The organism is Mediterranea sp. ET5 (assembly GCF_023337025.1).
Taxonomy (GTDB): Bacteria; Bacteroidota; Bacteroidia; order Bacteroidales; family Bacteroidaceae; genus Phocaeicola_A.
Window position 1 is genome coordinate 13,033 of the sequence record NZ_JAMBLN010000001.1, and the last position, 22,540, is coordinate 35,572.

A 22,540-nucleotide genomic window follows, 5' to 3' on the forward strand; every position below is an offset into this window, starting at 1 on the left:
TTTATGATGCAACAGGATGTTTCCCGTAGGCTGAAATCGTCACTTATTCCTCATCCGCAAACATTGGATCCCAGGCGGGCAGGCGGACGGGTTTCTCCTTCTCAAGCAATTCCAGCACCTTGGCAGGAACATACTTCTTGTTGACAGCCAAGCGGAACATGTATTCATCAAACCATTGGTCGGTCATGATGAGATGGCCTTTGTATCCCACCTGTCCCCAGCTGTTCTCCACCATCCATTTCTTGGGCTTGCCATTGGCGTCCAGGTCTACCGCCATCAGGGTCATGGCATGCGTCGAACCGCTGGCGAAGGTTTGGATGCGTTGCTTCTTGTCCATGCCGAACGTGGTGCCGAAGAGCGAATCGTAATCGTAGTTGCGCAGGTCGAGCAAGCCGCGTTTCTGGTTGAGGAACTTGCCCACATCGCAGGAGAAGTACATCATCGTGCTGTCCTTGATGGAGGCAATCGCCATCGGCTTGATTTCATCCATCGGCAGATTGACGTACAACCAGTTGTGGCCGTCGTAGGCATGCCGGTCGTAGTCGATTTCATACACCTTCCAGTAGGGGCGTGACGGGTCGTTCATCACCATGATGTAGTCGTTCACATAGTCTTCGTTGATGAATTCCTTGAAGAAGGATTGCGGCGTATAGGTCTTCATCTCACCGCGCGGCTTGCCGTCGGCGTCGCGCATCACCCACTGGAACTCGGTGACAGGCTCGCCCAGCGTGAGTACCAACATGCGGTAGATGGTTCCCAGCATCTCCGTCTTGCTCTGTTCCAATTGCTTGGCTTTGGCGCCTTTTGCCGCCTGATCGCGCAACTGCAGACCGAACTCACGCAGCTTCAGCTTGATGAAGTTTGCCATCTGTGCCGTGTTCTCGCTGCTGAAGGTCTCCGGCATTACTCCCTTGGGCACGACACCGTATTTCATCACGATATCCATGACACCGGTGAACTGTCCGCCGTCGCTCAACGGATTCTTGAAGAGATGCTCCACCATGCGGTCGTCCATCGGACGGTCTGCCGTATCGATGATGCCCTGCAGGAAAAGGTTCGACTTCTCCAGCTGATCCCAGAAGAAACCGTAGCTCTGCGAGAATTCCAACGAAGGGAGGTCATACTTGGCAATCATTTTGGCACGCATCACGTTCAATCCCGTGAACAGCCAGCAGCGGCCCGATGATTTCTGGTCGGTGATGCCACGCGACAGGACCTTGTCACTGAAATACGTGTCAAAGTCCGCTGCATTCTCGTGATTCAATGCCAACACACGGATGTCATTGGCTGTAATGGCGTTCAGCAAAGCCTTGTCGGCTGCCGTACCTTTGTACGCTTTTCTGATTTCGCGCAACATGTCTTCAGAGATGCCTCCCTGCTGCTGTGCCTGCAATCCGCCCCATGCCAGGGTCATTAAGCAGACTGAAAGGATAGATTTCTTCATAGATTGAAAGAATTTTAAAAGATATTTGTCGCAAACTTAAAAAAGAATCTTGAGCCTGCAACAATCTTTTACGCTCTTTTTCCGCGGCAAGACGCGAGAATTCGTATTTTTGCTCCTCAAACGAAAAAGACAGACGACTTATCAAACGACTTAGCAACATCGCGCGCATCTGCATCACCGGCATACTCTGCCTCTATGCAGCCCTGATACTCCTGCTGAACATCCCCTATGTCCAGCAGCATCTGTCCGTATGGGTATCAAAAGAATTGAGCAAACTCCTGCAGACGGAGGTCTTTGTGGGCAACGTCGACGTCGGGCTGGTCAACCGCGCCATCATCGACAATGTCAGCATCGAAGACCGCGAGGGCAACGTCCTCCTGAAGGCGGACCGCGTCTCTGCCAAGTTCGACTTGCGCGCCTTGCTGCAGGGAGACATCGTCATCAACAACGTGCAGCTGCACAACATGCACCTCAACCTTGCCAGGCGCGACTCTGCCGCCGTCCCCAACTACCAGTTCCTTATCGACGCCTTCTCGTCCGACGAACCTTCGTCGGGGAGCGACCTGAGCCTCCGCATCAACGCCTTGCTCATCCGCCACGGACGCATCACCTACAACCTGGCGTCTGCAGAGGAGACTCCCGGACGGTTCAACGCCCGGCACCTCGCACTCGAAGACCTCCGGGCGAACATCTCGCTCAAGGCGCTCCGCAACGACTCCATCAACACCACCATACGCCACCTCAGCTTCCGGGAACACTCCGGGCTCACGCTGGAGAACCTTGCCTTCAAGCTGGTCGCCAATCCGCGTCACCTGACGCTCTCGCGCTTTGCCTTGCAGATGCCGGGCACACTCCTGCGGCTCGACACGCTGGAGGCTGCCTACGACTCCGGCGCCCGGGAGCCGTGGAAGACGATGCGTGTCAGGGGCGGCATCGGACGCTCGTCCGTCACGCTGAGCGACCTGCAATGCTTCGTGCCCGCCCTCGCGTCCTTCAACGACCCGCTGTGGGTGCAGGCAGGCATACAGGGCAATGAGAAGGAGGTCACCCTCAGCCACCTGCAGATACGTTCCGACAACAACGACGTCCGCCTGCGCCTGCATTGCCGCGTGCGCAACCCGTTCGAGCCGTCGCGCCGGTTCTTCGACTGCACCTTGCCGGAACTGAACGTCACCAGCACCGGCTTCCACTTCCTGACGCAGAACCTGGGCATGGAGACCATCCATCCGCTGCTCACGAGGCTGGGCTATCTCTCCTTCCAGGGCAGCGCACGGGGCATGCTCAAGGATTTGCAGCTCCAGGGACTCATCCGGAGCGCGGCAGGCGAACTGGACACCAACCTGCACCTGGGACTGGACGGACAGCAGAAGACCTTCCACGGGCAACTCCTCACCGAGGGATTCCAACTCGGAAGCCTCCTTGCCCAACCGGACCTGGGGCGCGTCTCGCTGAACGTCGAGGTCAAGGGACAGCAGACCGGCAGCAGTTACCCGGCACTGAACGTGACGGGACACCTGCCCCTCGTGGAATACAAGGGACACAGCTACGGCGACATCCACCTCAACGTGAACTACCGCGAAGGCTACTACCGGGGCTTCCTCAACCTGGAGGATGCCGACGGGAGCCTCGCCGTCAGCGGGGACTTCAACCCGACGAAATCCATCCCCGAGTTCAACCTCCTCGCCTCCCTCGACCACCTGCGGCCGGACCGCCTGGGGCTGACGGACAAGTATCCCGGCTGCGAACTCTCCGCACGCATCCGTACCAACTTCACAGGAAACACCTTCGACAACTTCACGGGAAACATACACGTCGACAGCCTGCACTTCCGTTCACCGGAAGGCAACTACGTCCTGCACCACTTCACCGTCAGCTCCTACCCCAATGAGCAGAAGGAACGGGAGATTCACATCGACTCCGACTTCCTCAACGGCGAGGGACACGGACACTTCACCTTCGCCGACCTGCCGCGGGGCTTCACACGGATGCTCGGCAACTACCTGCCCCTGTTCATCCGCAAGAACACCGACACGGAGCCCGGCAACAACCGGCTGAGCTTCTCACTCCGTCTGACGGACACCGAGATGCTGGAGAAGATGTTCCGCGTCCCGCTCGACGTCCGCATGCCCGCCACCATCAAGGGATACTTCCACGAACGCAACAACCAGGTGAAAGTCGAAGGCTATTTCCCTGCCTTCAGCTACAAGGGCAAGCGTTACGAGTCGGGCATGGTGCTCATCGACAATCCGCAGGACCGGCTGCAGGCATTGGTGCGGCTCACGCAACAGATGCAGGGCAACTCCATGCTGAACCTCTCGCTGAAAGCCGAGGCACGCGACAACGAACTCAAGACCTTCTTCCACTGGGGCAACAATACCGAGCGCACCTACAGCGGCGAGTTCGCCACCGTGACACGCTTCCGTCAGCGGGACACGAAGCACGACAACCCGAGCGCACGCATCGAGATTCTCCCCTCGGACATCATCATCAACGACACCACCTGGACACTCCGCCCGTCGGTCATCGACATCGACTCCGGACGGGTCGTCGTCAACGACTTCCGCTTTGAACACGGGCCGCAGCACATCCACATCGACGGCAAGCTGACCGAAAACGAGCACGACGCCGTCCGTGTCGACCTCAATGACATCCGCCTGGAGTACATCTTCGACATCATCCAGTTCCATCCCGTCGACTTCCGCGGGTTCGCCAGCGGAAAGGCAGTCGTGACGCAGGCGATGAAGAGCCCCGCGCTCGACGCCGACCTCCGCATCCGCGACTTCACCTTCAACCACGGCTACATGGGCGACATGAAGATTCGCGGACTGTGGAACGCCGAGGAGGGCGACATCCATCTCGATGCCGACATCCGCGACGCCTCCCGCCGTGCCCGCACCACGGTGAAGGGTTGGGTCTCCCCACCCAAGGCGGGGCTGGACCTCCACATCACCGCCGACAGCACCAACCTGGAGTTCCTCAACATGTACACCGCGAGCGTGTTCCGCCACCTGTCGGGACGCGTCACGGGCGACATACGCCTGCACGGACCCTTCGCCAACCTGAATCTCGAAGGCAACGCCTCCGGCAACGCCCGCGTCGACGTCGGTGTACTCAACGCCGCCTACGACCTGCAGCTCGACTCCGTCAGTCTCCTTCCCGGCTCCATCGAATTCCGTCAGGCACGCATGACGGACAAGGACGGGCACACCGGACAGGTGGAAGGCACCCTCGCGCACGACCACCTGCGCAACCTGCGCTACCGCTTCACCTTCGACACCGACAACATGCTGCTCTACAACGCACCCGAGAGCGAGGATGCCCTCATCTACGGCAGCATCTACGGCACCGGCATCACCACCCTGCAGGGCGACGACAGCAGCCTGAACGTGAACACCAACCTGCGCACCGGCAAGAACACCACCTTCGTCTACAACCTCGGGACGCCCGAAGAAATAGCCAGCAACGAGTTCATCACCTTCGTCGACAAGACTCCCCACGCCAAGTGGGAGAACGACTCCATCCCCGACCCCTTCCGCCACCCCGTGTCCGAAGAGACCGACGAAGAGGAGGACGAAGGCACGTCCGACATCCACATCAACGCCCAGCTGGACGTCACCCCCGACGCCACCATCAAGGTCATCATGGACCCCCTGTCGGGCGACTACGCCAACGCGCAGGGCAGCGGCAACTTCCAGGCAAGCTACTACAACAAGGGCGAGTTCAAGCTCTACGGCACCTACACCCTCGACCACGGGCTCTACAAGCTCAGCCTCCAGGAAGTCATCCGCAAGGACTTCCTCCTCCAGCCCGGCGGCAGCATCACCTTCAGCGGACGGCCCGAGAACGGCGACATCAACCTGCAAGCCGTCTACACCGTCAACTCGGCGTCCCTGAAAGACCTTGCGCCCAACGCCGCCTTCACGCAGAACACCGCCAAGGTCAACTGCCAGCTCAACCTCACCGGCAAGCTCGCCACGCCCAACCTGCACTTCGACCTCGAGCTGCCCAACGTCAGCGAGGAAGAACGCGAACTGGTGAAGAGCTACATCAGCACCGACGAGCAGATGGAGATGCAAATCATCTACCTCCTGGGCATCGGCCGCTTCTACACCTACGACTACTCCAACGCCAACGTCGACAACGGCACCCAGTCGTCAGCCATGAACTCCCTCCTCTCGTCGACCCTGTCGGGACAGCTCAACAACATGCTCTCCCACATCATCAACAGCAGCCAGTGGAACTTCGGCACCAACCTCAGCACGGGCGACAAGGGCTGGACGGACATGGAAGTCGAGGGCATGCTCTCCGGACGCCTCCTGAACAACCGCCTCCTCATCAACGGCAACTTCGGCTACCGCGACAACCAGCTCGCCAACACCAACTTCGTGGGCGACTTCGACGTCCAGTGGCTCCTCACCCCCTCGGGCGACATCCGCCTGAAGGGCTACAACCAGACCAACGACCGCTACTTCGCCAAGACCACCCTCACCACACAGGGCATCGGCTTGCTCTTCAAGCGGGACTTCGGTCACTGGAAGGAACTCTTCCACCGCACCGTCCGCCGCCCCGTCGCCGACAGTCTGCGCACCGACACCGTCCCGTCCGCCAAACAGAAGAAGAAGGCGAAGAAGCGCCGGAAGGCACGCCGGAAGAAACTGTCGTGGGACTTCTGACCGCCCGCCGTTCCTTCCCTCGCCGGCACACATGACGGCAGACAGGCGGACCGCCCGCAGGAGATGCCCCTCTGCATCCTCCCTTCCGGATGGTCCGCCTGTCTGCCGTCTGTCTGACTCCGCCTTTTGTTCAGCGGACGTCAGATTCCGTCATCCACGTCCGTATTGTCTTGTTCAGCCGACGGGTGAGCCGGCGTTTCCCCCGCCTCCGTCCGCCCGTCCGGTTGTTCAGCCGACGCCGACGGCGCCTTCGCCCGCTGCCCGAGCACCTCGCGCTTGTAGTGCACCACCTCCGTGTTCACATAGTCGATGAATTCCGCGTAATCCGCCTCGTTGTCCAGCAGGGCGAGCGCGTTGACCCACCTCACCAGCAGACGGTACGCCGCATCCGACGCCTTACGCGCCCGGGCGAGTGCCCCCGGCTCCAGCGTCATCCGCTCATACGTGCGGTCCCTGGTCAGCCGACGCAGACGCTCGTTGACCTCCTTCAGCCCCGTGACAAAAGGCGACAACGACAGCGTGGCGACCTGCCCGGCATAGCGGGTCTCCAGGTCGGCAAGAAAATTCACCAGCAGACCCGTCTCCTTGTCCAGCTGCTCCCGCGGGTCAATCCGATAATCCGTCAGATGCTGGTCCAACTCCCTTGCCGCCTGCGACAACTTCCCCTCCGGCAGGCTGAGGTAACTGCGGACTGCATTCCGGTACGCACCGAACAGCACGTCGCGCTCGTGGTCCGCCTTCCGGATGTCATCCGTCAGCAGACTCTTCCGCGAAACAGCCAGACACCGGTCCTCCTCCTCGACAGCCGTCCGCAGGGCAGCCAATGGCTCCGCCGCCTTGACCGGGAGCTTCCCGTGACTCTCGGCACGCGACAGCATGGTGCTCATGTAGAGGTAATGCGCACCGTTGTTCATCCGTTCCAGGCTGATAGCCTTAATCTCTTTCATTCCTTCCATACTTTTTTAGGTGAAACAACAGGTCAGGTTTCCTATCCTTTCCTTCGAAAGTACGAATGTAAGCAAAAAGCCCCGACAACGGGCTTCCGTCGGTGGAAAAGTGCCCCGCCCCACGCACAATCGCTTCAAACAGCCTTCGAACACCCTTCAAACGGCATTCGATGCTTCCTCCCACCTCGTTTTCCGGACGCTGACGTCCGTTTTTTCCTTCAAACCGACCGACGAGACAAAATATACACTGTATGTAACGCTAAACACATCCGCAACACAAAATATACACTGTATGTAACGCCAAACACATCTGCAATACAGAATATACACTGTATGTAATGCTAAACACATCCGCAACATGAAATATACACTGTAGGTAACGCCAAACACATCTGCAACACAAAATATACACTGTATGTAATGCAAAACACGTCCGCAACACGAAATATACACTGTATGTAACCCCGCGTCGTTCCCGGTGAGCCTGACTTCCGCTGAAAACAGCCCCGAACCGCACGGGGAAACGGAAAAACGGCGTCCGCGAAACCCACCGGGAAAGAAAATAGACAAGAAACAATGCCCGCAAGGGACAAGGACTCCCGGGAATCCAAAGATTATCGCTACTTTTGCACCTGATACCAAAAAAATTCTATGAAGTTATGAAAAAGAACTTGTTTGCTGTATGTATGATAGGTGCAGGCATGAGCGTATTCTTCGCCGGATGCCAGCACCAGGTCGCCCCCGTCGAAAGGGGTGTGGATTCGATTGTCATCAACACCACCGAACGCCTCATTCAGGGCGACAGCCTCTCACCTGCCTGCGACTTGCGCATCAACCTGGCGTACGCCACTCCGGACGACAGCATCAACCGCCTCATCAACGAGGCAGTCGCCCACGCTGCGTTCGACTATACGGGAGTCACCCTCCCCGCCGCTGCCGACTCGTTCGCCAACAGCTACATCGCCCGCTACCACAAGGAGCTGGAGCCTTTCTATGAGAAAGAGAAGCGCAAGGGAGAGGTCGGCGGATGGTACAACTACGAATATGAGCTCAGGGGCAGCTTCGTCCCGGCACGCGACAGCCTGCAGGGCTATCAGCTGGAACTCATCTGCTACGAAGGCGGCGCACACGGCAGCCACACCATCAGCTACATGAACTTCGTGCCCTCCACGGGACAGCTCCTCACGCTCGACGACGTGTTCGCACCGGATTACCAGGAGCCCCTGACGCACATCCTGCTCACGGCACTGGAGGAGAAGCTCGGCGTGAAGACGCTCGACGAACTGCATGACAACGGCTTCCTGACGTGGACCGAGATGTATCCGTCGAAGAACTTCCTGCTCGCCCCCGAGGGCATCCGCTTCTACTACAATGCCTACGAGATTGCCCCCTACGCCGCAGGACCGACCGAACTGACGATTCCCTACGAAGCCGTGAAGGACCTGGAGAAGAAGTAACCGACTCCGTCCGGCTGTAAACCTTGTCACCCATAAAACTTGCCAACTCAAACAATCATGGACATCATCTTGAAATATTTCCCCCAGCTCACCGACCGCCAGAAGGAGCAGTTCGGGGCGCTCTATGACCTCTACACCGACTGGAACGCGAAAATCAACGTCATCTCGCGCAAGGACATCGGCAACCTGTACGAGCACCACGTGCTCCACTCACTCGCCATTGCCAAAATGATTCATTTCCGTCCCGGCACCCGTATCATGGACCTGGGGACGGGCGGCGGCTTCCCCGGAATCCCGCTCGCCATCCTTTTCCCCGAATGCCACTTCCACCTGGTGGACAGCATCGGGAAGAAGATTCGGGTAGCCACGGAAGTGGCGTCCGCCATCCACCTGGAGAACGTGACCCTGCGCCACTGCCGTGCGGAGGAGGAACGCGAGCTGTTCGACTTCGTGGTCAGCCGTGCCGTGATGCCCCTTGCCGACCTGGTGAAGATTGTCACGAAGAACATCGCCCGCGAGCAGCGGAACGCCTATCCCAACGGGCTCATCTGCCTCAAGGGCGGCGAGCTGCAGCACGAGGTCATGCCCTTCAAGCACCGCATGGAGCAGTGCGACCTGAGCACCTGGTTCGAGGAGGAGTATTTTCAGACGAAGAAGGTGGTGTTCGTGTCCATCGACCGTTGACGGCGCTCCGGCAGACCGCCGACGTGCCTCATCAAGCAATTACCGACTTAAAACACACAGGCTCATGTTAAACATCAAGACTTTTGAATTCAATATGCTCCCGGAGAACACGTATGTGGTGTGGGACGAAACGAAGGAAGCCGTCGTCATCGATTGCGGCTGTTATTACGACTCGGAGAAGGAGGAGTTCAAGCGCTTCATCCAGGCGAACGGGCTGCGCATCGTGCGACTGATTGACACGCACCTGCACTTCGACCATGTGTTCGGGAACCGCTTTATCTGGGAAACCTACGGCATCGGCGCCGAGGCGCACCGGGCAGACCAGCCCTGGCTGGACCAGCTGACGGACCGCATCCGCTCGTTCGGCATCATGGAGTGCGAACCGCCCGTCCCGCTGAAGGGATACCTCGACGAGGGGGATGTGGTGAAGTTCGGAAACCATGCATTCACCATCTTCCACGTGCCGGGACATTCCCTGGGGTCGCTGTGCTTCTACTGTGCCGAGGAGCATGTCCTGTTCACGGGCGACGTGCTGTTCCGTTTCAGTATCGGACGGACGGACCTGGGCGGCGGAGGCGAGGAGCTGCTGCTGGACGGCATCCGGCGGAAGTTGCTCCCCCTGCCCGACGAGACACGCATCTACTCGGGACACGGACCCGCCTCGACCATCGGCGAGGAGAAGAAGTACAACATCTACCTCCGCTGAGCGGACCCAACGCCGTGAGCGCCCCGTGCGCCCGGCAGACAAAGCAAAACGACAACGCGGGTGGCGCGTCTTCCCTGTTCCGGAGAAAAGGAACGGGAAGCGCGCCACCCGCGTGCTGTTTGCAGGGACGGAGGGTCAGCGTTTGTCGCCCTTGCGCCAGAGGCGGTAAAAATGGGCGACGGGTCCGAAGCCGGTCCCGAACCGGTACGTGGCGCCGCGGTGGATAGCGCCGTCGATGTAGTCTTCGGCGAGTGTCACGGCGTCCTCCAGGGTGTATTTCTGCGACAGGAAGGCGGCGATGGACGAGGAGAAGGAGCAGCCGGTGCCGTTGACGTTGCGCGTGTCGACTTTCTCCTTGACGAAGGTGCGCATGCCGGTCGCCTCGCTGTAGAACACGTCCATGAGCCCCTCGGGATGGGGGACGGACTTCACGATGGCGGCATTGCCCCAGCGGCAGAGTGCGCGGATGTCGGCTTCGGGTGAAGCGGCATCGAACGTGTGATCCAGCAGGAGGTTTGCCTCGCGGAAGTTCGGGGTGATAATCGTCGCAAGGGGGAAAAGGCTGTCCTTGTAGGCATCGATTGCCTCGCGACGGATGAGCGGGGTGCCGCCGGAGTCGACCATGACGGGATCGACCACAAGCGGGATGCCGCGGTAGTCACGCAGGGTGCTGCCAAGTTCGCGTACGAGTTCTTCGGTGAAGAGCATGCCGGTCTTGATGGCGGTGGCGCGTACATCGTCGAGAAACGAGCGCACCTGCCCGATGACAAGCGCGACAGGCAGGGGATAGACTTCCTTGACACGGGTGGTGTCCTCGTTGACGATGCAGGTCAGTGCACCGGCGGCATAGCTTCCGCAGGCAGAGATTGCCTTGATGTCTGCCTGGACACCGGCGCTGCCCATGGGCTCGCTGCCGGCAATTGCCAGGACTTTGGGATATTCGTTCATTGAGTTATAAAGTTTAGGGAGGGAACAAGTTGACAAGCAGGCGGGGCTCACATCTTCCGTTCGGGATAAAGCGTGTTCCACCAGGTGGAATCGCCCTGCAGGTACTTCGCGAACCAGGCGAAGATGGTGTTCTGCCAGAGGATGCGCTTGCGGTAATCGGTGATGAGGTGGTTCTCGCCGTCGATGGTGACAAACGCGGTCTCCCGTCCGAGCAGCTTGAGGGCGGTGAACATCTGGATGCTCTCTCCGATGGGGACGTTGGTGTCCGCCGTCCCGTGCAGGAAGAGCAGCGGGGTGTGTATCTTGTCGGCATGGAAAAGCGGGCTGTGCCCGGTGTACAGCTCCTCGTTGTTCCAGGGATAACTGTCAGCCGACGCCGCCTCGCTGTAGGAGTATCCCCAGTAGCCTTCGCCCCAATAGCTGGTGACGTTGCTGATGCCGGCGTGGGAGACCGCTGCGGCAAAGAGGTCTGTCTTGGTCTGGAGGTACTGGGTCATGAAGCCGCCGTAGGAAGCGCCGATGCAGCCGACCTTCTTCGCGTCGACAAAGGGGTGCGTCTCGCAGAATCGGCGCGTGCCCTCGATGATGTCGTCGGCGGTGTAATCGCCCCACGCATTGACATGGCGTGCAGAGAATTCCTGACCGAAGCCAATCGCCCCGCTGGGCTCTACGACGTAGACCACGTAGCCCAAGGCGGCATACGCGTGGAGCGGATAGCGGCTTTCGAAGGAGCGGTCGATGGGTGTGCATCCGCCGTAGTAGTTGACGATGAGGGGATACTTCTTGCTGGCATCAAAGCCGGGCGGGAGGTAGAAGCGTCCGCAGATGCTGTCCCCGCGGGAGTTGCGGAAGTTCCAGGCGTGACATTCGCCCAGGCGGACGCCGTCGGTGAGCCGGCTGCCCAGGTCTTCGCGCAGGACGGGCTTGCTGCCTTTCAGGTCAAAGGTGTAGAGGCGTCCTCCGTTGCAGGCGCTCTCGCCGTAATACGCCATCAGGGGTGCTTCCGCTGCCAGGCAGAAACGCTTCACCACTTCCTCGCCCGCGGCAAGCTTGTCGATGCGTCCGCCGGGCAACTGCATGCGGTAGAGGCTCACGCAATCCCGGTCGTTCGCCGTAAAGTAGACGCGCCCGTCCGCCTTGTTCCAGAAGGTCGTTGACACGCTGGGGTCGAAGTCCCGGGTCAGTGCCCGTGCCTTCCGCGAGGCAAGGTCGTAGAGGAAAAGCTGGTTGTCGTAGTAGCTGGACTTCTGCCCTTCGCGGATGTTCAGCCCGATGCCTCCGAACGCGTCGCCCGAGCCGGTGACGAGCAACTGCTTGCCGTCCGGTGAAAGGATGCAGCCGGAGAGGAAGCCTTCGTCGGCGAGCAACGTGTCCACCCGGAGGGTCTGCACGTCCATGCGGTAGACCGACGTCAGGTTGAAGGGCCGCTGGGTGATGCGCTGCCTGCCGACGGAGAAGACAATCTCCCTGCCGTCAGCAGAGAAGCCGCTGAAGTAGGCACTGCGGTAGCCGTAGGTCAGGCGTTGCAGGAGTCCGCTCTGCAGGTCGTAGCGGGCGAGGTAGCTGCGGTTGCGCCATCCCGGCTGCCGGTCGTCGGGTTCCAGGATGCGACGGATGTCTTCCGGCTCCTTCGGTCCCTCGTCGGTCAGTGTATAGAGCAGATAGTCCTCGGAGGGCGCAACCTCGAACGCTCCGTCCGGAATGCCGGAGGCGAGCACCGTTTCACTCAGGTCACGGGCATCGACGGTCACGAGGTCGTTCCCGCTGACATTCTTCCTTATATAATAGTAACGGCTGCCCTTGGGCATCCAGCTGATGTTGCGGTCGGTCTCGGCGACGGTCTTTCCGGTGGCAGTCTCCGTCACACGGAACAGACGGCTCTTCGAGGTGTCGTCGTGCGTCGTGGTGTAGGCGGTGATGAGGTAGCGTCCGTCAGGCGACAGGCTGATGCCGCTGAACCGTGTGCCGTTGAGCACGTCCGCCAGCGTGTAGGCGCGCTTCCCCGTTTCGTTGAGCCGGAAGATGTCCTCCTGTGCACTCTCCAGCGAGACCGAGAGCGTGTCGTCGGTATTGGGCTGGGTGAGGCACTTGATGACGATGCGGTGAGTGGCAGGTTCGAGACTCACCTCCTCCCCCTTGTGCTCCTTGCCGTCGATATAGACGGTGTAGTGCTTGACGCCCCGCACGGTGAGGCGTCCCTTGGCAAAGCGGGTGTTGTCCACCGTGAAGCCGGCGAGGTGCAGGGCATAGCCTGCGGTGTGAAGCAACACGCCGCCTTCGAGCGATTTGCCCGAGCGCAAGGCGTCGAGCGACAAGGTACTCTGCAGGAGGTCCTCCTCGTGGAAGAGCTTCCCGCCCACGTTCGCAGAATCGGTCATGAAGGGCTTCTGCACCACGTAGGGTCCTGCATACCGGAATGTCTTCACGTCGACATTCCCGGCGTTTGATGAGAGTGCTCCCAGACAAAGGGCGCATCCCACGATGATTCCTTTCTTCATAGTCGAGTTGTGTGTTTAGAAAAACAGATGCAAAACTAAGCAATAAATAATTATCTACAAACGCACGGGACATTCATCCGTAAACCAAAGCCATCAAGGCGAAAGGCGATTGCAGAGATTTGTACAATTTATTCGTTTATTACGGAAGAATTGTGTAAGTTTGTCGCCATCTAAGACTATGAAGTCTCGAAAACACAACATTCCTATCATGAAAAGATTTTTCTACATGCTGGCATTGTGCCTGTCATGCAGCTCCGTGGCACAGGCAGGCGACATCTGGGTATCTCCCGCCGGCAATGACAACCATTCGGGGACGCGCGAAGCTCCACTGCGTACCGTGGCACAAGCCGTGAAGCAGGCACGCGAATGGCGCCGTCTGCGCATGCCCGAAGCGGAGGGCGGCATCTGCATCCACCTTGCCGAGGGTGTCTATCCTCAGTCCGAACCCCTGTTCATCCGTCCCGAAGACAGCGGAACGGCCGACAGCCCGACCATCGTGCGTGGCGAGGGGGACGCCGTCATCAGCGGCGGCGTGCAGGTGGAAGGCTGGCGTCCGGTAGCTGCCGGTGAAGCCGCCCGTCTGCCTCTGGCTGTCCGCGGCAAGGTGTGGGTAGCCGACGCGCCTGTCGTGGGCAACCGTCACCTGGAGTTCCGCCAATTCTGGGTCAACGGACGGAAGGCACAGCGTGCGTCGCAGTTCGCCGACGGGGTGATGGAGCGCATGTACGCCTTCGATCCCGTCCGCGAGACCATCACCATCCCGACGCCCGACCTGCCGGACCCGTCCGCAGCCGACCAGCTGGAGATGATCGTCCACCAACGTTGGGCGATTGCCATCCTGCGCGTCCGCAGTCTGGATGTGCAGGGCGATTCGACCATCGTCCGTTTCCATAATCCCGAGAGTCGGCTGGAGTTTGCCCATCCGTGGCCGCAGCCGGTCATCGGCGGAGAGAAGGGGAACTCCTCCTTCTGCCTGGTGAACGACCTCGCGCTGCTCGACGAGCCCGGCGAATGGTTCCAGGCTTATCCGTCCGGGAAAATCTACTATTATCCCCGTCCGGGGGAAGACATGACCCGCGTCGCAGCCGTCGCGCCCGCCCTGGAATCCTTGATGCGGGTGGACGGTTCGCTGGAACGCCCGGTGCATCACCTGACATTTGAAAACATCCGCTTCGAACATACCGCCTGGAACCGTCCTTCACGGGAAGGGCACGTCACCCTCCAGGGCGGACTCCGTCTGCTGGATGCCTACAAGCTGGCAGTCCCGGGACTGCCGGAAAAGGCTTCGCTGGAAAACCAGGCGTGGGTGGCACGTCCCGAAGCTGCCATCCGGGTACGCGGTGCCCACGACATCCGGTTCGAACGGTGCACCTTCCGTCACCTGGGAGCGACGGGACTGGATTATGAATGGGCGGTCCACCACTCGTCCGTCAGCCAAAGCCTGTTCACGGACATCGGCGGGACAGCCCTGCTCATGGGAGCGTTTCCCGACGGAGGCTTCGAGACACATGTCCCGTTCAAGCCGGTCAACGCCGACGAGCTCTGCTCCCACCTCACCGTGACCGACAACCTCATCACCGAAGTGACCAACGAAGACTGGGGCTGCGTGGGCATCGGTGCCGGCTATGTGAACGACGTGGTCATTGCCCACAACGAGGTGTCCCACGTCAACTACTCCGGCATCTGCGTCGGTTGGGGATGGACACTGCGTGAAAGCGGCATGAAGAACAACCTCATCGAGAACAACTACGTGCACCACTTCGCCCGCAGGCTGTATGATGCCGGCGGACTCTACACGTTGTCCTACCAGCCCGGCTCGCGGATGTGCGGCAACCGCATCGAGCACCTGACCGATGCGCCGTACGCCACCAACGACCGCGCCTTCTACATCTACTTCGACGAGGCGACCGACGGATATACCGTTGCCGACAACTGGTGCCCCGAGGAACGCTTCGACTCCAACCAGCCCGGTCCGCACAACGTCTGGAAGACCAACGGTCCGTCGGTGGATGAAGGCATCAAGATGAAAGCCGGACGCAGGACCTCCGCCGGAACCCCGGCAACAACCCGCTAACAACCGTATCAGCAAACAACCCTACATTTATGAAACCAACCAACTATCACCTGTTCGACTTCATGGACTTCGACCTTGACCTGTCAAGGGACGAATCGCTGTGGAAAGCCTGCAAGCCGACTGCCGTCTACGAGAAGGACGGCGACGTCTGCGTGGACGTGCCTTTCCAGAAACAGATGCTGTCGAACGACATGGCAGCCGACACGGCTGTCGCCCGCGAAACATACACATTGATTCTCCGCCAGTACAGCAACAAGGTCCTCCGGCTGTTCTGCGGTTTCGACGAGCATGAGCTGACCGACCGTTCGGAGATGCTCCAGTTCAGCGACCGCGTACAGAAACTCCCCTTGCAGGTGGAAGCCGGAGAGGGAGAATGGGTCATCCGTTCTTCCGACGGGATCTGCCGGGCACGCATCAACGTCAAGGAACCCGTACTCGACCACTGGAGCGACCTGCTCCCCGCCCCGCAGGAGACACTCGACCTCACGGTCTACCCTGACGGGAAACGCGAAATCCGTCTGGCAGCCTACGACCACTTCTCCCCTCCCCGCTACGACGGACTGCCCCTCGCCTACTGCGTCCGCGAAGGACACAAGGAGCGCGCCACCCTCTCCTTCGAATGCAAGGCAGACGAGTGCTTCGCCGGGACGGGCGAACGCTTCACCAAGATGGACCTGAGCGGACACACCTTCTTCCTGAAGAACCAGGACGGACAAGGCGTGAACAACCGGCGTACCTACAAGAACATCCCCTTCTATCTCTCCAGCCGCCTCTACGGCACCTTCTACCACACGTGTGCCCACAGCAAGCTCTCGCTGGCTGACGTCTCGACCCGTTCGGTGGAATTCCTGAGCGACCAGGCGCTGCTCGACGTCTTCCTCATCGCGGGAGACAGCGTCGAAGAAATCCTGCGCGGCTACCGCGACCTGACGGGCTATCCCTCCATGCCTCCCCTCTGGAGCTTCGGCATCTGGATGAGCCGCATGACCTACTTCAGCGCGGACGAAGTGGAAGAGATTTGCCGCCGGATGCGTGCCGAGCATTACCCGTGCGACGTCATCCACCTCGACACGGGATGGTTCCGCACCGACTGGCTGTGTGAATGGAAATTCAATGAGGAACGTTTCCCCGACCCCAAGGCGTTCATCCATCGCCTGAAAGAGCAGGGCTACCGGGTTTCGCTGTGGCAACTCCCGTATGTAGCGGAAGACGCCGAACAAATCGACGAAGCCCGCCGCAACGACTACATCGCTCCCCTGACCAGGCAGCAAGCCTCTGAAGGCTCCAACTTCTCCGCCCTCGATTATGCCGGGACCATCGACTTCACTTATCCGGCAGCCACCAACTGGTACAAGGGTCTGCTGAGGAACCTCCTCGAGATGGGCGTAACGTGCATCAAAACCGACTTCGGTGAAAACATACACATGGATGCCCGCTACAAAGGCATGCCGCCCGAACTGCTCAACAACCTCTATGCCCTGCTCTACCAGAAGGCAGCCTACGAGGTGACCAAGGAGGTGACGGGCGACGGAATCGTGTGGGCACGTGCCGCATGGGCGGGATGCCAACGCTACCCGCTGCACTGGGGAGGCGACTCATGCAGCTCCTGGGACGGCATGGCAGGTTCGCTGAAGGGCGGCCTGCACTTCGGTCTGTCGGGCTTCGCCTTCTGGAGCCACGATGTGCCCGGCTTCCACACCCTCCCCAACTTCATGAACTCCATCGTGGACGACAAGGTCTACATGCGCTGGACACAGTTCGGCGTGTTCTCTTCCCACATGCGCTATCACGGAACCAACAAGCGCGAGCCGTGGCACTACCCCGCCATCGCACCGCTCGTCAAGAAATGGTGGAAACTGCGTTACCGCCTGCTGCCCTACCTCGTGGAGCAGAGCCGCAAAGCCACGGAGACCGGCTATGCAGTGCTGCGTGCGCTGGTATTCGAGCATCCGGAAGACCGCGTCTGCTGGCACATCGACGACGAATATTACTTCGGCGACGACTTCCTGGTGGCTCCGGTCATGAACAGCGACGACTGCCGGGACATCTACCTGCCCGAAGGCGACTGGGTGAACTTCTTCACCGGTGAAAGGCTCCGGGGCGGCCGGTGGCTCTACGGCGTCAAGGTCCCGCTGGAGGAGATGCCCGTCTTCGTACGCGAGGGCGCCGTCATCCCCATCTATCCCGAAGATGTGGAATGCACCGACGAAATGAATCTTACCAAAACGACCGGACTTGTCATCGACACCGGATTCAAAGGCATTTTTAAAACCATTCGATAAACATTCAAAAAAGGCAGAGTATTATGGAAACTTGGAAAAAGAATATGGCTGAAACCAAGCAGCACTACATGGACTGGTGGAACCACAAAGGCATCGTGTTGAACATGTGGGAGCACTTCCAGGAAGGAGTGACCCCGCACGCCGACGTCCCGGCTCCCGAACCGCCCAAGGACTTAAACCAGAAATGGTTCGACCCGGAGTGGCGTGCCGCATACCTCGACTGGTATGTCGCCCACAGCTCGCTCCTGGCAGACATCCTGCCCGTGGCAAATACCCAATTGGGCCCCGGCTCCCTCGCCGCCATCCTGGGAGGCGTGTTTGAAGGAGGGGAAGACACCATCTGGATTCATCCGAACCCCCACTTCACCGACGACATCACGTTCTACCCGGAAAACAATGCCGCCTGGCAGCTGCACAAGGACCTGCTGCGTGCCTGCAAGAAGAAGGCACAGGGACATTACTACGTCGGCATGCCCGACCTGATGGAGGGACTCGATGTGCTGGCCGCCCTCAAGGGCACCGACAAGGTGCTGCTCGACACAGCCATGCAGCCCGAGGTGCTGGAACACCAGATGCAGCAAATCAATGACATCTACTTCCAGGTGTACGACGAGCTGTATGACATCATCCGCGAAGGGGACGAAATGGCGTTCTGCTACTTCTCGGCGTGGGCACCGGGACGCATGACCAAGCTGCAGAGCGACATCTCCACGATGATCAGCGAGGCGGACTACCGGCGTTTCGTACAGCCCTTCATCCGCCAGCAATGCCAGAAGATTGACTACACACTCTACCATCTCGACGGCGTAGGCGCCATGCGCCACCTGCCCGCCCTGCTCGAAATCGAGGAGCTGAACGCCATCCAGTGGACGCCGGGCGTGGGTGAGCCGCAAGGCGGGTCGTCCAAGTGGTACGACCTCTACAAGCGTATCCTCGCCGCCGGCAAGAGCATCCTGGCAAGCTGGGTGACCCTGGACGAGCTGAAACCGCTGCTCGACAACATCGGTGCCGACGGCGTACACCTCGAAATGGACTTCCACAACGAACGGGAGGTGGAACAGGCACTGCGCATCGTCGAGGAGTATCGCGGCAAGTCGTCCTCGACCCCGACAGAGGCACAGGCTCCGTCAGCCGAACAGGAGAAGCCTGCCGACAGCGAAGCCGTCCGTGTACAGACTCCCCGGGAAGAGGATGAAGAGCTGAAGCCGCTGTTCGACGCCATTGTCGGCGGCAAGCTGGAACCGGCTGTCGAGGTGACCCGGAAAGCCATCGAGAAGGGAGTGCCCCCGCAGGACATCATCAACAACTACATGATCAAGGCGATGGGCGAAGTGGGACAACGTTTCCAGGACGGCAAGGCATTCGTGCCCCAGCTGCTGATGGCGGGACGTGCCATGAAGGGTGCCCTGGAGCTGCTGAAGCCCCTTCTTCAGGGCAGTGCCTCGACCACCATCGGACGTGTGGTCATCGGTACGGTCAAAGGCGACCTGCACGATATCGGCAAGAACCTCGTGGCATCGATGCTGGAAGGCAGCGGCTTCGAGGTCATCAACATCGGCATCGACGTGCCTGCCGAGAAGTTTGTGCAAGCCGTGAAGGACCAGCATGCCGACATCCTCTGCATGAGCGCCCTGCTGACCACGACCATGACCTACATGAAGGACGTCATCGATGCGGTGAGCGCAGCCGGCATCCGCGACCAGGTGAAAATCATGGTGGGCGGCGCTCCCGTCAACCAGGCTTTTGCCGACGAGATTGGCGCCGACGGCTACAGCGACAATGCCAACTCCGCCGTCACCGTTGCCAAACGGCTGCTGGGTGTAGCCTGACGCGGCACCCCACATCACTTTTTGAACTTTTGATTTACTGACTCAAGTTTCGCATCCGCCCGGCTTCTCCTGCCAACGGAGGAGCCGGGCATGCGAACACTGAATTACTAACCTTTTATCTGATACAAACATTATGAGTGCAAGATTTCTCGAGCCCCTCGACTGGGTCATCCTGGCTGCCTACTTCGTCATCCTGATGGCCATCGGCATCTGGGCAAGCATGAAGCGTAAGAAGGACAGCAGCCTGTTCATGGCGGACCACTCCCTGAGCTGGCATCACATCGGCTTCTCCATGTGGGGCACCAATGTCGGCCCTTCGATGCTGATAGCTTCAGCCAGCGCAGGCTTCACGACCGGTGTCGTCTCGGGCAACTACGCCTGGTATGCCTTCGTGTTCATCTGCCTGCTTGCCTTCGTGTTCGCTCCCCGCTACCTGGGAGCCAAGGTGACCACCCTCCCGGAATTCATGGGACGCCGCTTCGGTCAGTCCACCCGCAACATCCTGGCATGGTACACCATCGTGACCATCCTCATCTCATGGCTTGCCCTGACGCTCTTTGCCGGCGGCATCCTCATCCGTCAGATATTCGAAATCCCCATGTGGCAGTCCGCCCTGATCCTGCTGCTCATCTCGGCATTCTTCACCATTGCCGGAGGTCTGAAGGCGGTGGCGTATACCAACGTGTTCCAGATGGTGCTGCTCATCGTTGTCTCCGCCATCCTGACGGGCGTCGGACTGGTGAAAGTCGGCGGTCCCGAAGGGCTTGCCGCCGCCGTCCCTGCGGACTACTGGAACCTGTTCCGCCCCAACGATGACCCCGCCTTCCCGTGGCTGCCCATCCTCCTGGGCTATCCGGTCATGGGCGTGTGGTTCTGGTGTACGGACCAGTCGATGGTCCAGCCGGTGCTGGCTGCCAAGAGCCTCAAACAGGGCCAGCTGGGTGCCAACCTGACGGGCTGGCTAAAGATTCTCGACGTGCCCCTCTACATCATCCCCGGCATCATCTGCTTCGCCCTGTTCCCCACCCTCCAGAACCCGGACGAAGCCTACATGACCATGGTCACCAACCTCTTCCCCATCGGCATGGTCGGACTGGTGATGGCCGTACTGACGGCTGCCCTGGTCAGCACGGTCGGCTCGGCACTGAATGCCCTGAGCACGGTGTTCACCATCGACATCTACCTGAAGAAGTACCGTCCGAATGCCTCCACCCGGGAGATTATCAGTGTGGGACGTGTGGTGACGGTCGCCGGCTCCATCATCTCCATCATCATCTGTGTGGCGATTGACAGCATCAAGGGACTGGACCTGTTCAACATCTTCCAGTCGGTCCTCGGCTTCATCGCTCCCCCGATGTCCGCCGTGTTCCTCTTCGGCGTCTTCTGGAAGCGTGCCACCACCCGTGCCGCCAACTTTGCGCTGACCTTCGGAACAGCCTTCAGCATCCTGGTGGGCATCCTCTACCTGTGGGTATTCCCGGCGGAAGAGTATCCCGGCATCTGGCCTCACTTCATGATGCTGTCGTTTGACCTGTTTGTCGCCATCTGTGTGGGCATGACCATCATCAGCCTGCTCGACAAGAAACCCGAAGGCAACAAGCTGGACTATGGCAAGCTGGGCAAGCCTGCCAAGTCGGTCGTATTCCTGTGGGCGGCACTGATTGCAGTCATGATTGCCCTCTACATCTTCTTCAACGGACACTAAGCCCCCGTTCCCATCACATACATCCCCTGCCCGTATCGCATGAAGGCAGGGGATAGACAGACCAAAGTATAATACTTAGGGGGTCTAAGTATAATACTTAGGCAGGCTAAGTATTATACTTTGGTCCATCTATCCGCCACATGTATCAAGTCTCTGACGTACAAAGACGAGCCTGAAAGCCTGCCGGAAGCCGCAGATGACAGAGGTCACAGCCCGGCATGGTCGCAAAATCACGAAAGAAATTCCAAGAAATAAACATGCTTTTCCGGCTTTATTATTACTTTTGCCCCCGAACAAACAAAGGGGTGCCCACTGGCGGGCTGAGATCATACCCTACGAACCTGATGCGGTTAGTACCGCCGAAGGGATTGTTACGGAATCCAACTCTTCTCTCCCATTTGCCTTCCCCGGCAACTCTCTTTGTTTCCCGAACCCATTTAAATACAGGCTTATGAAAATCTATGTAAACAACAAAGAGCACGAGGTTGCCGAACACATCCATGTGGATGCACTGGCAGCCCAACTCGAACTTCCCGGACAAGGTGTAGCCTTGGCAGTCAACAACAAGATGATTCCGCGTACGGAATGGAACGCGACAGAGATTCCCGCCGAAGCGCATGTTGTAATCATTAAAGCTGCCTGTGGAGGATAACGACGATGCTGCCCTTACAATTCATCACTCATTTCACCGAACAGTATTCCTACCTTGACTCTGCCCGCATCGCGCTCGAAGGCGGTTGCAAGTGGGTCCAGCTGCGCATGAAGGACGCGTCCGCTGACGAACTGAAGGCAACGGCCCTCCAGGTGCAGGAACTGTGCCGCCAGCACGAAGCCACCTTCATCATCGATGACCACGTGGAGCTGGTGAAGGAAATCCATGCCGACGGTGTCCACCTGGGAAAGAACGACATGCCCATTGCCGAAGCCCGGCAGCTGCTGGGTGAAGAATACCTGATTGGCGGGACTGCCAACACGTTTGACGACGTACGCAACCATCACCGCGCCGGAGCCGACTACATCGGGTGCGGTCCCTTCCGCTTCACGACCACCAAAAAGAATCTCAGCCCGGTGCTGGGACTGGAAGGCTACCGCGACATCATCCGTCAGATGAGGGAAAGCGGCATCTGGCTGCCGGTGGTTGCCATCGGGGGCATCACCTACGACGACATCCCCGCCATCATGCAGACCGGTGTACAAGGCATCGCCCTGTCGGGGTCCATCCTCCGTGCTGCCGACCCGGTGGCTGAGGTGGCGCGCATCGTCCGAATCAATGTCTAATCTTAATCACAAATT

Annotated in this window: 13 protein-coding genes, 1 pseudogene and 1 riboswitch; of the genes and pseudogenes, 10 read left to right on the forward strand and 4 right to left on the reverse strand. The window is 59.5% G+C overall.

The window, feature by feature from the left end:
* Positions 1-43: 43 nt before the first annotated feature.
* Positions 44-1,444 (reverse strand): C1 family peptidase, encoded by a 1,401-nt coding sequence (locus tag M3087_RS00075; protein ID WP_106484744.1) that lies wholly within the window; start codon positions 1,442-1,444, stop codon positions 44-46.
* A gap of 3,197 nt (positions 1,445-4,641) precedes the next feature.
* Here M3087_RS00075 and M3087_RS14390 point away from each other — a divergent pair.
* A pseudogene (locus M3087_RS14390) lies at positions 4,642-6,117 on the forward strand (translocation/assembly module TamB domain-containing protein); the annotation flags it as partial.
* Positions 6,118-6,257: 140 nt separating this feature from the next.
* Here the strand turns inward: M3087_RS14390 and M3087_RS00085 are convergent.
* Entirely contained in the window at positions 6,258-7,073 is an 816-nt protein-coding gene (locus M3087_RS00085; RefSeq protein ID WP_249092893.1) for a DUF6261 family protein, read from the reverse strand.
* A 650-nt stretch (positions 7,074-7,723) separates the two neighbouring features.
* Here M3087_RS00085 and M3087_RS00090 point away from each other — a divergent pair.
* The 3 genes from M3087_RS00090 to M3087_RS00100 all read left to right on the forward strand — a co-directional run bounded on the left by M3087_RS00090 (position 7,724) and on the right by M3087_RS00100 (position 9,911).
* Positions 7,724-8,521 (forward strand): RsiV family protein, encoded by a 798-nt coding sequence (locus M3087_RS00090; RefSeq protein ID WP_249092895.1) that lies wholly within the window; start codon positions 7,724-7,726, stop codon positions 8,519-8,521.
* A gap of 57 nt (positions 8,522-8,578) precedes the next feature.
* Positions 8,579-9,205, forward strand: coding sequence for a 16S rRNA (guanine(527)-N(7))-methyltransferase RsmG (gene rsmG / locus M3087_RS00095; RefSeq protein ID WP_022386090.1), 627 nt, complete (start codon positions 8,579-8,581; stop codon positions 9,203-9,205).
* 64 nt (positions 9,206-9,269) lie between these two features.
* On the forward strand, positions 9,270-9,911 hold the full coding sequence (locus M3087_RS00100) for an MBL fold metallo-hydrolase (protein ID WP_106484739.1): 642 nt from the start codon (positions 9,270-9,272) through the stop codon (positions 9,909-9,911).
* A 135-nt stretch (positions 9,912-10,046) separates the two neighbouring features.
* Here the strand turns inward: M3087_RS00100 and thiD are convergent, their stop codons facing one another.
* Together thiD and M3087_RS00110 are read right to left on the reverse strand one after the other, a co-directional pair.
* Entirely contained in the window at positions 10,047-10,859 is an 813-nt protein-coding gene (gene thiD / locus M3087_RS00105) for a bifunctional hydroxymethylpyrimidine kinase/phosphomethylpyrimidine kinase (RefSeq protein WP_106484738.1), read from the reverse strand.
* Positions 10,860-10,906: 47 nt separating this feature from the next.
* The gene (locus M3087_RS00110) at positions 10,907-13,357 is read right to left on the reverse strand and encodes a S9 family peptidase (RefSeq protein WP_249092897.1); all 2,451 of its coding nucleotides are present in this window, start codon (positions 13,355-13,357) and stop codon (positions 10,907-10,909) included.
* 208 nt (positions 13,358-13,565) lie between these two features.
* Here M3087_RS00110 and M3087_RS00115 point away from each other — a divergent pair, with 208 nt between their 5' ends.
* The 6 genes from M3087_RS00115 (at position 13,566) to M3087_RS00140 (ending at position 22,525) form a co-directional block, all read left to right on the forward strand.
* On the forward strand, positions 13,566-15,431 hold the full coding sequence (locus M3087_RS00115) for a right-handed parallel beta-helix repeat-containing protein (RefSeq protein WP_249092899.1): 1,866 nt from the start codon (positions 13,566-13,568) through the stop codon (positions 15,429-15,431).
* Between the two features lie 29 nt (positions 15,432-15,460).
* On the forward strand, positions 15,461-17,713 hold the full coding sequence (locus tag M3087_RS00120; RefSeq protein WP_249092901.1) for an alpha-xylosidase: 2,253 nt from the start codon (positions 15,461-15,463) through the stop codon (positions 17,711-17,713).
* 23 nt (positions 17,714-17,736) lie between these two features.
* Complete coding sequence (locus M3087_RS00125; RefSeq protein ID WP_249092904.1) at positions 17,737-19,542, forward strand: corrinoid protein; 1,806 nt, start codon at positions 17,737-17,739, stop codon at positions 19,540-19,542.
* A gap of 133 nt (positions 19,543-19,675) precedes the next feature.
* Positions 19,676-21,247: a sodium:solute symporter gene (locus tag M3087_RS00130; protein ID WP_249092907.1), complete on the forward strand. Its 1,572-nt coding sequence runs from the start codon at positions 19,676-19,678 to the stop codon at positions 21,245-21,247.
* Between the two features lie 291 nt (positions 21,248-21,538).
* Positions 21,539-21,632, forward strand: a riboswitch (TPP riboswitch).
* Positions 21,633-21,698: 66 nt separating this feature from the next.
* Complete coding sequence (gene thiS, locus M3087_RS00135; RefSeq protein ID WP_022386082.1) at positions 21,699-21,899, forward strand: sulfur carrier protein ThiS; 201 nt, start codon at positions 21,699-21,701, stop codon at positions 21,897-21,899.
* 5 nt (positions 21,900-21,904) lie between these two features.
* On the forward strand, positions 21,905-22,525 hold the full coding sequence (locus M3087_RS00140) for a thiamine phosphate synthase (RefSeq protein WP_249092908.1): 621 nt from the start codon (positions 21,905-21,907) through the stop codon (positions 22,523-22,525).
* Positions 22,526-22,540 lie beyond the last annotated feature (15 nt).